Raw genomic sequence first — 13755 nt, 5'->3', positions numbered from 1 at the left:
TCGCTTTCGGCCATTCTTCGGCCGCCTGGAGAACCGTCGCGCGGTGTCGGCGCCCGGCGCGCGGGCGCGGTCCGGGAGGCGGATTCCGCCCCCCGGACCGTTCCGCCACCCGCGGGGATTGAGGCAGCGGCATCCCCCGGCCCGCCCGGTTCACGCAGCGGGCCGACCCACGCACCGCACATCGAATCGCCGGGTCCGCGGACCGGCCAGAGCGCACGGGCGGGCGCACGGCACCACGGGCGGAGCACGCGACGAGACGTGCGCCCCCGCCGTCGGCCCCGGGCCGGACCGCGCAAACGGACAACAATCCCGCCATACGGAAGTAAGGGCCTTAACGCTTGGGAGGCGGGGAACTACGCTGGGTTTACGAAATGCCGGGCGCCTATGCCCCGGCGGCGTATGCGTTCCGCGTGTGACGAGGGGTGGCGCATGTCCAGGGAGCTCCGCGAGCCCAATGAGAAGCTCGGCGCCGTCCTCGCCCTCGCGGGCATCAGCAACGCCGGGCTGGCCCGGCGCGTCAACGACCTCGGCGCACAGCGCGGCCTGACCCTCCGGTACGACAAGACGTCGGTGGCCCGGTGGGTGTCGAAGGGGATGGTGCCGCAGGGCGCGGCCCCGCACCTGATCGCCGCCGCCATCGGCGCGAAACTGGGGCGGCCGGTGCCGCTGCACGAGATCGGCCTGGCGGACGCGGACCCCGCGCCCGAGGTGGGGCTGGCCTTCCCGCGCGACGTCGGAGCGGCCGTGCGCTCGGCCACCGACCTCTACCGGCTGGACCTCGCCGGACGGCGCGGCGGTGGCGGGATCTGGCAGTCGCTCGCGGGCTCGTTCTCCGTGGCGGCGTACGCGACACCCGCGTCGCGGTGGCTGATATCTCCCGCCGACAGCTCCGTGGCCCGGGAGCCGGCGGGCTCCGCGGGTCCGGTGCGCCCGGCGCACCAACCGTCCGCGGCCGCGCCCTCCTCGGCCCACGACGCTCCGACTCACAGCGCTCCGGCCCACGACGCTCCGGCTCAAGGAGCACCGACCCGGGACGCACCGACGCGCGACCTCCCGTCGTCACCGGCGCCGAAGTCACCGACGCCGAAGTCACCGACGCCCGGCACACCGGAGACCGGCTCCCGGCCCTCCCCGGAAGGCCGTACGACCGGGCCGGCCACAGGCCCGATGACGGCACCGGCCGACCGGACGGCAGGCCCGCCGTCCACCGTTGTGCCCGCGCAGCACGGACCCGAAACGCTGCGCGACCACGTGCAGCGCGTGGGCCACAGCGATGTGACCAAGCTGCGCGAGGCCGCCGAGGACGCCCGCCGCTGGGACTCCAAGTACGGCGGCGGCGACTGGCGTTCGTCGATGGTCCCCGAGTGCCTGCGGGTGGACGCGGCACCCCTGCTGCTCGGCTCGTACACCGACGAGGTGGGCCGCGCCCTCTTCGGCGCGACGGCCGAACTGACCCGGCTGGCCGGGTGGATGGCCTTCGACACCGGCCAGCAGGAAGCGGCCCAGCGCTACTACATCCAGGCGCTGCGCCTCGCCCGCGCGGCCGCCGACGTGCCGCTCGGCGGCTACGTCCTGGCCTCGATGTCCCTGCAGGCGACCTACCGGGACTTCCCGGACGAGGGCGTGGACCTCGCGCAGGCGGCCGTCGAGCGCAACCGCGGCCTGGCCACGGCGCGGACGATGAGCTTCTTCCGGCTGGTCGAGGCCCGGGCGCACGCGAAGGCGGGCGATTCGGCGGCCGCCGGAGCGGCCCTGCGGGCGGCGGAGGGCTGGCTGGAGCGGTCCCGCGAGGGCGACCCCGATCCGACCTGGCTCGGTTTCTACTCGTACGACCGTTTCGCGGCGGATGCGGCGGAATGCTACCGGGACCTCAAACTCCCCCGGCAGGTGCGGCGCTTCACCGAGCAGGCGCTGTCCCGGCCCACGGAGGAGTACGTACGTTCCCACGGGCTGCGGCTGGTGGTCAGCGCCGTCGCGGAGCTGGAGTCGGGCAATCTGGACGCGGCGTGCGCGGCGGGCACCCGGGCGGTGGAGGTGGCGGGCCGGATCTCCTCGGCGCGCACGACCGAATACGTACGGGACCTGCTGCACCGCCTGGAACCCTACGGGGACGAGCCGCGTGTGGCGGAGCTGCGCGAGCGGGCCCGGCCCCTCCTCGTGGCTCCGGCGTAGACCCGCGTGGCCTCGTTGTCGGTGCGGGGGTGCAGTATGCAGGGGTGGGAGGTGTCGGCGTGGGCGGTGGCGTGGACTGCGATGTGCTGGTGATCGGCGGCGGAATCGTCGGCCTGTCGACGGCGCACGCCTTGTCGCGCCTGGCTCCGGGTACGAAGGTGATCGTCCTGGAGAAGGAGTCGGGCCCCGCCCGGCACCAGACGGGCCGCAACAGCGGTGTGATCCACAGCGGCATCTACTACCGCCCGGGCTCGCTCAAGGCGCGCTTCGCGGTGAGCGGCGCCGCCGAGATGGTGAAGTTCTGCGCGGAGCACGGGATCCCGCACGAGGTGACGGGCAAGCTGATCGTCGCCACCGAGCGCGAGGAGCTGCCCCGGCTGCACGCCCTGGTCCAGCGCGGCCGGGAGAACGGCATCCCGGTCCGCGAGCTGGGCCCGGCCCAGATCACCGAGTACGAGCCGCAGGTGCAGGGGCTGGCCGCGATCCACGTCGGCAGCACCGGCATCGTGGACTACGGCCGGGTCAGCGCCCAGCTCGCGGAGTCCTCGGGCGCGGAGATCGTCTACGGCGCCGAGGTGGACCTGATCTCGCGCCGCGCGTCGGCGGTGGCCGTGCGCACCACCTCCGGCCTGGTCTTCCGGTCCCGGATGCTGGTGAACTGCGCCGGCCTGCACTGCGACCGGATCGCCCGCCTGGCCGGGGACGACCCGGGCATGCGGATCATCCCCTTCCGTGGCGAGTACTACGACCTGACCCGCCCGGACCTCGTCCGCGGCCTGGTCTACCCGGTGCCGGACCCGGCGTTCCCCTTCCTCGGGGTGCACCTCACCCGCGGCATCGGCGGCGGCGTCCACGTCGGCCCCAACGCCGTGCCGGCGCTGGCCCGCGAGGGGTACGACTGGTCGACGGTGCGCCCGCGGGACATCGCGGACGAGCTCGCGTGGCCGGGCGCCTGGCGGATGGCCTCCCGGCACTGGCGGTACGGGACGGGCGAGATCCACCGCTCCCTGTCGAAGCAGGCCTTCACCCGGGCGGTGCGCCGCCTCCTGCCGGCCGTCACCGCGGCGGACCTGCAGCCCGCCGCGGCCGGGGTCCGCGCCCAGGCCGTCCTGCGGGACGGCACCCTGGTGGACGACTTCCTGATCCGCGACGCCCCGCGCACGATCCACGTCCTCAACGCCCCCTCCCCGGCCGCGACGGCCTCCCTCCCGATCGGCCGCGAGATCGCCTCCCGCGTCCTGCGCACCCTCGGCCCGGCCTGAGCGGACCGGCCGGAGCAGCCGGGCCTGAGCACACCCGGCCTGAGCAGCCGGGCCGCAGCAGCCCCTGCGCAGAGCCCGGCCGGAGCAACCGCTGCGCAGCCGGGCCGTGGCGGCTCCTGCGCGGCCGGGCCGTGGCGGCTCCTGCGCAGCCGGGCCGTGGCGGCTCCTGCGCAGCCGGGCCGTGGCGGCCCGGCCGTGCCTCCGGCCGCCGACAGGGTGCCGTGCCGTCCCCGGAGCTCCGCCCAGGTCTCCGCCCCGGCCCGCGCGCCCGGAACGCCGGCGGCACCGAATCCTCAGGCCCCGCCCCGCCCCGCACGCTCGCTCGCGCAGCGCCGCCACGACCCCCCGTCGTAGAATCAGCGCATTGTGTCTGAGTCCCTGAACCCCACGCCGCCCGCCGTCCCGGACGCCCCCGTCGCCGACTACGCCGACGGTCCCGCGCCGGAGGCGAACTCGTACGTGCCCCCCAAGTGGCGCACCGAGCCCCGCTTCCCCGACGGCCCCTCGCCGGACCCGGCCGGCTCGCACCACGAGCGGCGGATCCGGAGCTTCCAGCCCCGGCGCAGCCGGGTGACCACCGGCCAGGGCGAGGCCCTCAAGCGGCTCTGGGGCACCTGGGGCCTGGACATCGACGGCCATTCGGTCATCGACCTCAAGACCCTCTTCGACGGCCTCCCGGTCGTCCTGGAGATCGGCTTCGGCATGGGCGAGGCCACCGCGCAGATGGCCGCCGCCGACCCCGGCACCGGAATCCTCGCCGCCGACGTGCACACCCCCGGCCAGGGCAACCTGCTCGCCCTCGCCGAGCGCGGCGGCATGACCAACGTCCGGGTGGCCAACGGCGACGCGATCATCCTGCTCCGCGAGATGCTGCCGCCCGACGCGCTGGCCGGCATGCGCGTGTACTTCCCGGACCCGTGGCCCAAGGCCCGCCACCACAAGCGCCGCCTGATCCAGCCCGAGTTCCTGACCCTGGCCGCGACCCGTCTGGCACCCGGGGCCGTACTGCACTGCGCGACCGACTGGGAGCCGTACGCCGAGCAGATGCTCGAAGTCCTCACGGCGCACCCCGACTTCGAGAACACGCAGCCCGACGGCGGCTACTCCCCGCGTCCCGACTTCCGGCCGCTCACCCGCTTCGAGGGGCAGGGCCTCGACAAGGGCCACGTCGTACACGACTTGCTCTTCCGTCGCACGGAGAACTGACAACGTCACCGCTTGTGTCCGGGCGGATCGCTAGGGTCATGATGTGTTCCGAGCGCTCCGCCCCGTCCTCGCGCGTCCGTCCGGCACGTTCCGCACGTGCGTACTCCTCGTCCTGCTCGCCGCCACCGGCATCGCCATCCTCGAACTCGTCCGGGAGCAGACCGGCACGCCGGGCTTCTTCGTCGGCCTCGGGCTGGCCCTGCTGCCGGTGGCGCCGCTCATGGCGGCGTTCCGCTGGCTGGGCCGGGCAGCGCCGGCGCCCTGGTCGCAGTTGCTGTTCTGCTTCGCCTGGGGTGCCTGCACCGCGGCGCTGATCGCCATACTGGCGAACAACTTCGCCACCCAGTGGATAGCCGCAGCGACCGCCGACCCCTCGGAGGCGGACCAGCTCGGCTCGGTCGCCATCGCCCCGGTGGTGGAGGAGAGCGCCAAGGCGGCCGCCCTGCTGCTGGTGTTCGCGTTCCGGAGACCGCATTTCACCGGGCCCGCCGACGGTTTCGTGGTGGCCGGCTTCACCGCCATCGGCTTCGCCTTCACCGAGAACATCCTCTACCTCGGCAACGCCTTCGTTCAGGACCTGGCCGACGGCACCGGCGTCCTGGACTCGGTGACCGCGGCGACCTTCTTCGTACGGATCGTGCTGTCGCCGTTCGCGCACCCGCTGTTCACGGTGCTCACCGGGCTCGGGTTCGGCGCGGCCGCGGTCAGCGCGCGCCGGGCGCGCCGGTTGTGCCTGCCGCTGCTCGGCCTGGCACTGGCCATGGGAATGCACGCCCTGTGGAACGGATCCTCGCGGTTCGGTGACCACGGCTTCTACGTGGTCTACAGCTGCGTGATGGTCCCGCTGTTCGGGCTGCTGGTGTGGCTGGCCGTGCGGATACGGCGCGGCCGGCTGCGGGCCGTCGCCGCGGAACTCTCGCTGTACGCGGCCGCGGGCTGGCTCGCGCCCGCCGAGGTACCGGCCCTGGCCTCGATGCCGGCCCGGTCGCTGGCCCGCTCGCTGGCGCGGCGCAGCGGGGGCCGGGCCGCCGGACGGGCCGTCGCCCGCTACGAGGCGGACGCCGTCGCCCTGGCCATGCTGCGGAACCGGGCGCGCCGCGGGGGCCCGCTGCGCGAGGCGGACTTCGCACGCCGGGAACGGGAGTTGCTGAACCGGTTGTGGCAGCGCCGGGCGACCGCAGGCCCCGCACTGGCCCGGGCGGCGGTGATGGAGGAACTGCTACCGCACGGCTTCGACCCCTTGGCGCCGTTCGGGACGCCGGAGGCGGGAGAGGCTGGAGAGGCGGCAGAGGCGGTAGTGGCTGCAGAGGCTGCGGCCCGCCCGGCCGGTGTCCCCGGGCCGCGGCGCCAGGAGCCGTCCGTCAGACGTTCAGGCCCTTGGACTCCAGCCACGCCAGCGGGTCCATCGTCGATCCGCCCTTGCGTACTTCCAGGTGGAGATGGGGTCCGGTGACGTTCCCGGTGGCTCCGACGCGGCCGATGGTGTCCCCGGCGCCGACCGAGCCCGAGGTCACCGACATCGAGGAGAGGTGGCAGTACCAGATCTCCGTACCGTCCTCGAGCTCCAGCACGATGCGGTAGCCGTACGCCCCGGACCAGCCGGCCGAGGTGATCTTCCCGGCGCCGACCGCCTTGGCGGGGGTGCCGGTCGGGGCCGCGAAGTCGAGGCCGGTGTGGTGGCCGGAGGACCACATGGAACCGGAAACCCCGTAGTGCGAGGTGAGGGTGTAGGCGGAGGTGGGCAGGGACCAGCCTCCGGCCGATGCGGCGGGGCGCTCCTGCGCCGCCTTCGCCTCGGCGGCCTTCCTGGCGGATTCGGCCTCCTCCGCGGCCTTCGCCTCGGCCTGGGCCTTGGCCTCCTCGGCCGCCCGGCGGGCCTCTTCCAGCTTGCCCTTGGCCTCCTGGGCCGCCGCTTCGCGCGCGGTGCGCTCGGCTTCCGCACGGGCCGCCGCCTCGGCGGCGCCCTGCTGCGACTCGGCCTGCTGGAGGATGCGGTTGCGCAGGATCTCGCCGGCGTCCGCACCGCGGTCGGCCTGCTGGGCGATGATGCCGGCCGTCCCGGCGCGGTCGGCCTCCTGGCCGGAACCCCCGTCGGCCTGACGGTCGTTGCCGCCGGGCATCAGGTCGGGGAGGGACGGCATGGATATCGCGACCTGCGGCCGGTCCTGGGCGGTGGCGATGCCGCTGGCGCCGACCGCGGCGATGACACCGACGCCGAGCACGGTGGAGCTGCGGGCAAGTCCCCCGCGCTGCTTGGCGACCCGGTGCTTGCCCCGGACCGGACGGACCGAGTCCTCGGTGGGGTTCCACTCGCCCCAGGCACCCGCGGTGGGCGGCTCCTGGATCTCGGTGCCTTCAGGAGCAGGCGAGTTGGAGGCCACGGGGGCACACTCCTCATTGACACGCACGCGCACGGTGCCGTCTCTTGCGACGGCCGGGACGACCGCGCTGCGTTATCGAAAGGTAATAGAAGTGAGGGAGTGATTCCAAGCTGTTGCGCTTGATCATTCCCACCAATTGGCCACGGCCTGGCTTGCTTTGGCCATTCCTTTTCAGCCGATACCTAGACCAACTAGGGCAAAATTCAAACGAGTCACCCATCTCCTCGGCCACATGCCCGAAATGACTGACCATCAATCAGCTTGCACAGAGCACCCGTTCCGTTACACATCGTCATGCGGCGTCGTCGCCCCGCCGCACCACCGGCACGGTCCGCCGCCGCTCCGCCCGCCGCCCGGGCCGGCCCACCGCGAGCAGCGCCATGTCGTCCGTCGTCCCGCCACCCGTGTGCCGTCGTACGTCGCTGCTCAGCGCACCGAGCAGGGCGTGCGGCCCGGCCAGGACCCGGCCGCGCAGCCGGGCCGCCGGATCGTAGAAGGCCCCCGCCCGGTCGCGGGCCTCCGTCAGCCCGTCCGTGTAGAGCAGCAGCACGGCCCCCGCCGGGAAGGCCCACTGCTCGGCCCGGCCCGGCCGGACGCCCAGGTCGCCCATGCCGAGCGGCAGGGAAGGCTCCGCCGGGGCGAGCACCGCCAGGTCCCCGTCCCCGTACAGCAGCAGCGGCTCGGGATGGCCCCGGTTGAGCAGCCGCAGCACCCCCGAATCCGGCGGGATCTCCCCGAGCACGCACGTCGTGAACCCCTCCACCGCGTCCAGGCCCTCGCGCCGGGCGCCCTCCCGGTCCAGGGCCCGCTCCAGCCGCTGCGCCACCGCCTCCAGCGTCGGCTCGGTCTCCGCCGCCTCGCGGAACGCCCCGAGGACCACCGCGACGGCCTCCACCGCCCCGAGCCCCTTGCCCCGTACGTCACCCACCGCCAGCCGCACCCCGTACGGGGTCTCCTGCACCGCGTACAGGTCCCCGCCGATGAACGCGTCGGCCTGCGCGGCCTCGTACCAGGCGGACACGTGCAGCCCCCCGATCCGCTCGGCGGGCTTCGGCAGCACCGCCCGCTGCGCCGCCTCGGCGATCCCGCGGGCGGAGGCCAGCCGCTCACCGCTGCGCCGCACCACGCGGTTGATCAGCAGCGCCAGCCCGGCCACGGTCACCATGGTGGCCAGCTCGGTCAGCCCGTGGGCCGTCCAGGAGGTGCCGTGGTGCAGGTGCAGCAGGAACACCGCGAGCACGGCCAGCACGCCCGTCAGGGCCGTGGCCCACAGGGTGTAGAGCGGGGCGGCGATCAGCGGCGCCGCGGAGAAGGACGGCGATCCGGTGAAGCTGGGCGGCGTCAGCAGGTCGAAGGCGAGGCCGGCGGCGATCAGTACGCCCGGCAGCACCCGGAGCAACCGGCGGGCCGGACCGCTCCCGACGCCGGCCGCACGCCGCCCGCCACCGCTGCCCTTCCGGCCCAGCCCCACCACACGCTCTCCTGCCGCCCGGTCCCCGCGCTCCGCGGGTGCGGGCCCGCCGCCGCGCCCCTCAAGGCTGGCGGCAGGAGCGGACGTACGGCGACCCGGCGGTGGCCGTACGGGTGACGGGCCACGGGCGACAGGGCGCGAGGAGGGACGGGAACACGACGAAGGCCCGGTTCCCAAGGGAACCGGGCCTTCGTCTTCAGTAGCGGGGACAGGATTTGAACCTGCGACCTCTGGGTTATGAGCCCAGCGAGCTACCGAGCTGCTCCACCCCGCGTCGGTGAACACAACTCTACGCCATCCGGGAGCAGCCCTTCACCAATTGGTCCCCGACCCACCCCGGAACCGGCATCGCCGCAGGTCAAAGCCATAAAACTGGCCGAATCCGGCATCCCGCGAACGAAGATCATCTCTGTTGCACGGCAGTGACACTGCAGGGATGGTTCCGCGATCGGATCCGGGCGAAGATTCATCTGTCGCCAAGGCCAGGGGGAACACGAACCGGCCGGGCGGCACAGACCACACCAACCGGCTCGGCACTCTGCCGATGCCCTCGTGATTCCTGGGGGGAGTCCACCATGTCCGTTCGCACCGCAGCCGCCATCGCAGTCGTCGCCGGCGTTGTCACCACTCTGCTGCCGCTCTCGGCCACCGCCGCGTCCGCCGCACCCGCCGCCGACGACCACGCCGTACTGCGCACGGAGATGGGCGCTCCCATCCCCGGCGGCCCGCTGTCCCGCGGCGGCGCCACCGAGACCTTCGACCTGACGGTGAAGAACCCGACCGGCAAGGCCGTCGAGTACAAGCCGTGGCTGCTCCTCGACCCGAAGGGTCCGAGCCTGCTGGGCGAGAACGACGTCGTCTTCAAGGTCGAGGCGGTTGACGCCCCGGCGACCAAGTCCTCGGTGGGCCGGCAGGACGGCGAGTGGCAGGGCCTGTTCTCCCCCTCGGCCAAGGAGCCCGGCGCCGGCTTCGACATCCCCGCGAACGGCAAGATGACCTGGAAGGTCACCCTCGGTCTCGGCGCGAACTACCCCACGAACAACGGCGACTTCAACTTCACCGCCACCAGCTACAACAACTCCGTCGCCCCCGGCGGCGCCGACTCCCACCTCTTCAAGGTCGACCCGCAGATCAAGACGGGCGAGCTGAAGACCTGGTTCAAGCAGGTCAGTTCGGGCAAGGACGGCCAGGAGCAGCGCGCCTACCTGGACCTGAACTACCAGGCCACCGGCGACGGCACGTTCGGCACCGCCCTCGCCACCAGCCTGACCCTGTCGCACCCGGGCACGCAGAACGCCGACTTCCGCCTCCAGGCACTGATCGACGGCCGCTGGCAGGACGTGAACGCCAAGGACAGCCGCTACGAGCTGCCGCGCATCGCCAAGGGCTTCGGCGCCGCCTCCGGCGTCCACACCCAGCCGCTGCGCCTCAGCCTGGGCAAGGACTCCAAGCTGACGCAGCGGACCGTCATCACGATGGAGGCCGAAGTCCGCCAGGCCGAGGGCAACACCTGGCCGCTCATGACCGTCCCGGTGCAGTTCCCGCTGGTCCCGATCACGGAGCCGGCGCCGACCGAGCCGACCGCCAACCCGACCACCCCGACCACCACCACCCCGTCCCCGTCCCCGACCCCCTCCTCCACCTCCTCCTCCGCGGTGCAGCAGGCCGTCGCCACCTCCACGGGCAACTCCAACGTGACGACCACGGGCTCCTCCACGGGCTCGCTGGCCACCACCGGCGCCGGCTCGTCCACCGGCCTGTACGCCGGCCTCGCCGCGGCCCTGGTCGCGCTCGGCGCGGCCGCCGCCTGGCTCGGCCGTCGCCGCCGCACCCACGCCTGATCGCACCTCCCCACACCCCGAAGCGCCCCGCCCGATCCCTCGGGCGGGGCGCTCCCCGTTGCGCGCGGACGTGCCGTCAGGCGGCGGCCCGTTCGCGGTGGCGGGTCAGGACGTGGGTGGTGGAGCCGTCGTCCTCGCGCACGTCACGGACGTGGGCGAAGCCGATGCGGGTCAGCAGCGCGAGGGAGGCGGTGTTGGGCGCGGCCACCGTGGCGTGCACCTCGGCCAGGCCGAGGCCCGTGAAGCCGTACGCGACGACCGCCTCCGCGATCTCGGTGCCGAGGCCGGATCCCCAGGCCTCGGGGGCCAGGGCGTAGATGATCTCGTGGCCGTCGACCTCGTCGGTCCGCTTGATCTCGGCGTGCCCGACCAGCCGGCCGTCCCTGCGCACGGCCCAGACGTCGAAGAGGCCCTCGGCGTAGACCTTCGTGAAGACCCGCCCGAACAGGGCGCGGTCCTCGGCCTCGGTGGCGGGGCCGTCGCCCATCCACCGGGAGACCCGGGGGTCCTGGAAGAGCGCCACGAAGGCTTCCTCGTCCTCGGGCGTGTACGGGTCGAGCAGCAGGCGTTCGGTACGCAGAACCGGAGTCACGGCGGTGACGCTACCGCCGGCCGCCCCGTGGTTCACCCGGTTTACGGCCCGGCCCCGGACACAACACGGCGCCCCGTCCGCGGTGTGCGGACGGGGCGCCGGGAGCGGTAGGCCATGTCGGACTCGAACCGACAACCAACGGATTAAAAGTCCGCTGCTCTGCCAATTGAGCTAATGGCCCTCCGGGTGCTCACCCCAGAGCATAGCCGGACAGCGCCGGTCAGCCGATCGGGTATCGACCGACCGGCCTGTCGGCGTCAGTTCAGGGGCGCGCCGGCGGCCGGCCGGAGGTCGGGGGCCGGGTCACGGACACCGTCCCCGACGTGCTGACCTCTCCGCCCCGGCCGTCGGCCGGACGGGCGGTGAGCGTCCACTCGTACTCGCCGGAGAAGAGGTACCCGCCCGTCGCGGACCTGCCGTCCCACGCCGGGGCGATCAGGCCGCGCGCGTCGGTGCCGGTGCGGACGGTCGTGGTGATGCCGGATGCCTTGTCGCGCACCGTCAGCTTCCAGGAGGAGACCGGCTTGGACAGCCACCAGCGGGCCTGCCAGGTCTTCACCTGCCTGAAGTCCGCGGTGGCGGCGACGTCCTGGTCGAGCAGGGCGAGCGGGGAGGCCTCGCCGGTCACGCCGACCAGGTGCACGGTCTGGCCCGGGTCCGTGTAGGCGAGCCGGCCGCCGAACCGGTCGACGGTCCAATCGATGCCGTGGCTGTTGAACCACTGGCCGATCTCGCGCTCCCGGACCGCCGTGCCGGAGCGCACGTTGTAGACCTCCAGGCCCACGCCCTCCATGCGCACGACGTATCCGTCTCCGAGCCGCACGAGATGCAGCGCGGTCGTGAAGGGCATGGGCACGCGCTTCTTGGAGGGCACGTGGAAGGCGGCGGCGCCGTCACCGGTGGAGGAGCACGCGGAGTACAACCAGCTGCCGGCCGCCATGAGTCCCTGCGGACGACAGCCCGAACCGAGGTCGACCCGCTGGGTGGTCTGCCCGGTCCGCAGGTCCGTGCCGACCACCACGCCCTTGTTCCCCTCCGGCTGCCAGAGCGTGGATCCCCACAGGACGGACGACGGGTCGGGACGGACGTCGAGGACCTTCCCGGCGTCGATGTCCGCGACATAGGTTCCGGAGTCGGACGTGCCGGCAGCCGTGAACAGGACGTACCGGCCGGACACGTTCTTGATGACGCCCGGCCACAGCTCGCGGCCGCCCGCCGGCAGCACCTGACGCACCGTGCCGCCCGCGGCGGTGTCGATCACGTTCACCGCGAGTGCGCAGGCGATGCAGTCCCCCACGTCGGCACGGGACAGCGAGACGAACCGGCCGTCGCCCGTCGCGGCGCTCCGGGCGCCGACGGCGTCCTGGACACCGCAGACCTTCGCGTTCACCGACAGGTCGCACTTCCACACGGGCTTCTGCGACACCGCCGGCGGGCCCGAGACCGAAGCGGTGTATCCCAGAACGCTCGTGGCGGGGTCGGTCTGACCCACGGCGAGCTGTCCCTGGGCGAAGGCGAGACCCACGCGGTTCGCGGGATCCGGCGGAACGTCCACGACCTTCTGCACCACGGGCGCGCCGTCGGGGCCCGGCGCGATGCGGTGGACTCCCCAGTGGGAGGAATCGGATCCGCCGACCACGTAGGCGGCCCCGTCGGCGCCGGTCGTGATCTCCTCACCAGCGGTCTGCGCCAGCAGCGTGCGCGCCGCACCTCCCTTGGTGGGTACCGCAACCAGTCCGGCGGCGCCCCGCGCGAGCAACCAGTCGCCCAAGGGCTGCACGGCCGTCGCCGACAGCGCGCCCAGGTCGACCGTACGGGTCTCCTTGCCGTCGCTGCGCGAACGCAGCGTCACCTTGCCCGAGTTCTCCATCGCGATCCACTGCGGACCGAGCCCGAACCTGGTGTGGTCGGTGCCGGTGACACCGTTCGCCATCGGCACGGGGCGCAGCGTCGCCGTGGCGAAGTCGAGCAGCGCGACGGAATGACCGCCGCTGCCCTTCAAGTAGGTGACCAGGGCGCCGTTGCGGTCGAAGGCGCGCACGCGGAAGGCGTACGTACCGAACCTCTCGGGCGAGGTGACGACCACGTCCTTGCGCGGCTCGGCACCCCGGCCGATCAGGTGCAGGGTGAGCCACCCGGCCTGGTCGACCTCCGCGGCGAGTGCCTGGGTGGGGGAGAAGGCCCGCATCCAGGCCCGCCCCGGCGGCGCGGTCAGCGTCTCGCTCGCGCCGGAGCCGAGGTCCCGGATCGTGAGCGGCCCGGTGTTGTCGGACGCGACATAGCCGGAGGGCCCCACTCCGCACGCCATGGAATCCCCGTGGAAGGCCACTTCGTTCGCGTCGGAGGGGCAGGGGGCCACCGTCGCTTCGCGACCGTCCTGGAGACTCTGCCAGTACCTCTCCCCGTTCCAGCCCCGCCCCATCGTCAGGCCGGCGCCGGCCGCGAAGACCGGCTTCCGGGCGGGGTCCTGGTGCGGCGGTGCCGGGATGGTCAGGTCGTCGGCGGCCGTCGGTCCCGCCGCGGCCGGTACGGCGGCCGGGCCGCCGAGGCCGATGGCGAAGGCGAGCGCCGCGGCGCCCAGTACGCGTGACCGTCTCAAAGAAGTCCCACCCCCAGGAAGTGCGCGGGGGCGGTCGCGGTTCCGCGTCGCCGTGCCCCCCACAGCAAAAGTCCGTGGATCTTAGCAACACGCGACAGGGCCCCCACGACCGAAGTCGTGGGGGCCCTGTCAGGGGTTCAGCTCAGCCGGGTTCAGCCGTTGCGCTTCCAGCGCGGCTTGTCGTCGCGGCGGCCGCCGCCGAAGCCGCCGGAGGGGCGGTCGTCACGGCGG

General features: G+C 73.4%; 9 protein-coding genes and 2 tRNA genes. 5 read left to right on the top strand and 6 right to left on the bottom strand.

Going from position 1 to position 13755, the window contains the following annotated elements:
- Positions 1–429 precede the first annotated feature (429 nt).
- From AB0O53_RS07210 to AB0O53_RS07195, 4 genes are all read left to right on the top strand, one after another.
- On the top strand, positions 430–2172 hold the full coding sequence (locus AB0O53_RS07210) for an NsdA family TPR-like regulatory protein (RefSeq protein ID WP_365193666.1): 1743 nt from the start codon (positions 430–432) through the stop codon (positions 2170–2172).
- Positions 2173–2201: 29 nt separating this feature from the next.
- A complete protein-coding gene (lhgO, locus tag AB0O53_RS07205) occupies positions 2202–3434 on the top strand; it encodes an L-2-hydroxyglutarate oxidase (protein ID WP_365193663.1) in 1233 nt (410 codons plus the stop codon).
- A 366-nt stretch (positions 3435–3800) separates the two neighbouring features.
- Positions 3801–4640: a tRNA (guanosine(46)-N7)-methyltransferase TrmB gene (gene trmB, locus AB0O53_RS07200; protein WP_351001125.1), complete on the top strand. Its 840-nt coding sequence runs from the start codon at positions 3801–3803 to the stop codon at positions 4638–4640.
- Between the two features lie 43 nt (positions 4641–4683).
- The gene (locus tag AB0O53_RS07195; RefSeq protein ID WP_365193660.1) at positions 4684–6093 is read left to right on the top strand and encodes a PrsW family intramembrane metalloprotease; all 1410 of its coding nucleotides are present in this window, start codon (positions 4684–4686) and stop codon (positions 6091–6093) included.
- Here the strand turns inward: AB0O53_RS07195 and AB0O53_RS07190 are convergent.
- The 3 genes from AB0O53_RS07190 to AB0O53_RS07180 form a co-directional block, all read right to left on the bottom strand.
- Positions 6002–7021: a M23 family metallopeptidase gene (locus AB0O53_RS07190; protein WP_434094477.1), complete on the bottom strand. Its 1020-nt coding sequence runs from the start codon at positions 7019–7021 to the stop codon at positions 6002–6004. The two genes, AB0O53_RS07195 and AB0O53_RS07190, sit on opposite strands and share 92 nt — an antisense overlap.
- A 292-nt stretch (positions 7022–7313) precedes the next feature.
- Positions 7314–8492, bottom strand: a complete 1179-nt coding sequence (locus tag AB0O53_RS07185; RefSeq protein WP_351001120.1) for a PP2C family protein-serine/threonine phosphatase — start codon at positions 8490–8492, stop codon at positions 7314–7316.
- Between the two features lie 200 nt (positions 8493–8692).
- Positions 8693–8766: transfer RNA gene (locus AB0O53_RS07180), tRNA-Met, on the bottom strand.
- A gap of 301 nt (positions 8767–9067) precedes the next feature.
- Between AB0O53_RS07180 and AB0O53_RS07175 the strand changes: the two genes are divergently transcribed.
- The gene (locus AB0O53_RS07175) at positions 9068–10333 is read left to right on the top strand and encodes a hypothetical protein (RefSeq protein WP_365193657.1); all 1266 of its coding nucleotides are present in this window, start codon (positions 9068–9070) and stop codon (positions 10331–10333) included.
- A gap of 76 nt (positions 10334–10409) precedes the next feature.
- Here the strand turns inward: AB0O53_RS07175 and AB0O53_RS07170 are convergent, their stop codons facing one another.
- The 3 genes from AB0O53_RS07170 to AB0O53_RS07160 all read right to left on the bottom strand — a co-directional run bounded on the left by AB0O53_RS07170 (position 10410) and on the right by AB0O53_RS07160 (position 13524).
- Positions 10410–10925, bottom strand: coding sequence for a GNAT family N-acetyltransferase (locus AB0O53_RS07170; RefSeq protein WP_365193655.1), 516 nt, complete (start codon positions 10923–10925; stop codon positions 10410–10412).
- Positions 10926–11033: 108 nt separating this feature from the next.
- A tRNA-Lys gene (locus AB0O53_RS07165) sits at positions 11034–11106 on the bottom strand.
- A gap of 81 nt (positions 11107–11187) precedes the next feature.
- Positions 11188–13524, bottom strand: a complete 2337-nt coding sequence (locus AB0O53_RS07160) for a hypothetical protein (protein WP_365193652.1) — start codon at positions 13522–13524, stop codon at positions 11188–11190.
- Positions 13525–13755: the final 231 nt, after the last annotated feature.

The sequence above is a fragment of the Streptomyces erythrochromogenes genome (assembly GCF_040684695.1).
GTDB lineage: Bacteria > Actinomycetota > Actinomycetes > Streptomycetales > Streptomycetaceae > Streptomyces > Streptomyces erythrochromogenes_C.
This window is presented reverse-complemented; position numbering and strand designations above follow the sequence as displayed.

What these genes read in the sequence shown, in the direction of transcription:
- AB0O53_RS07210 (WP_365193666.1), top strand. Translation starts at nt 430, where the DNA reads ATGTCCAGGGAGCTCCGCGAGCCCAATGAGAAGCTCGGCGCCGTCCTC.
- AB0O53_RS07175 (WP_365193657.1), top strand. Translation starts at nt 9,068, where the DNA reads ATGTCCGTTCGCACCGCAGCCGCCATCGCAGTCGTCGCCGGCGTTGTC.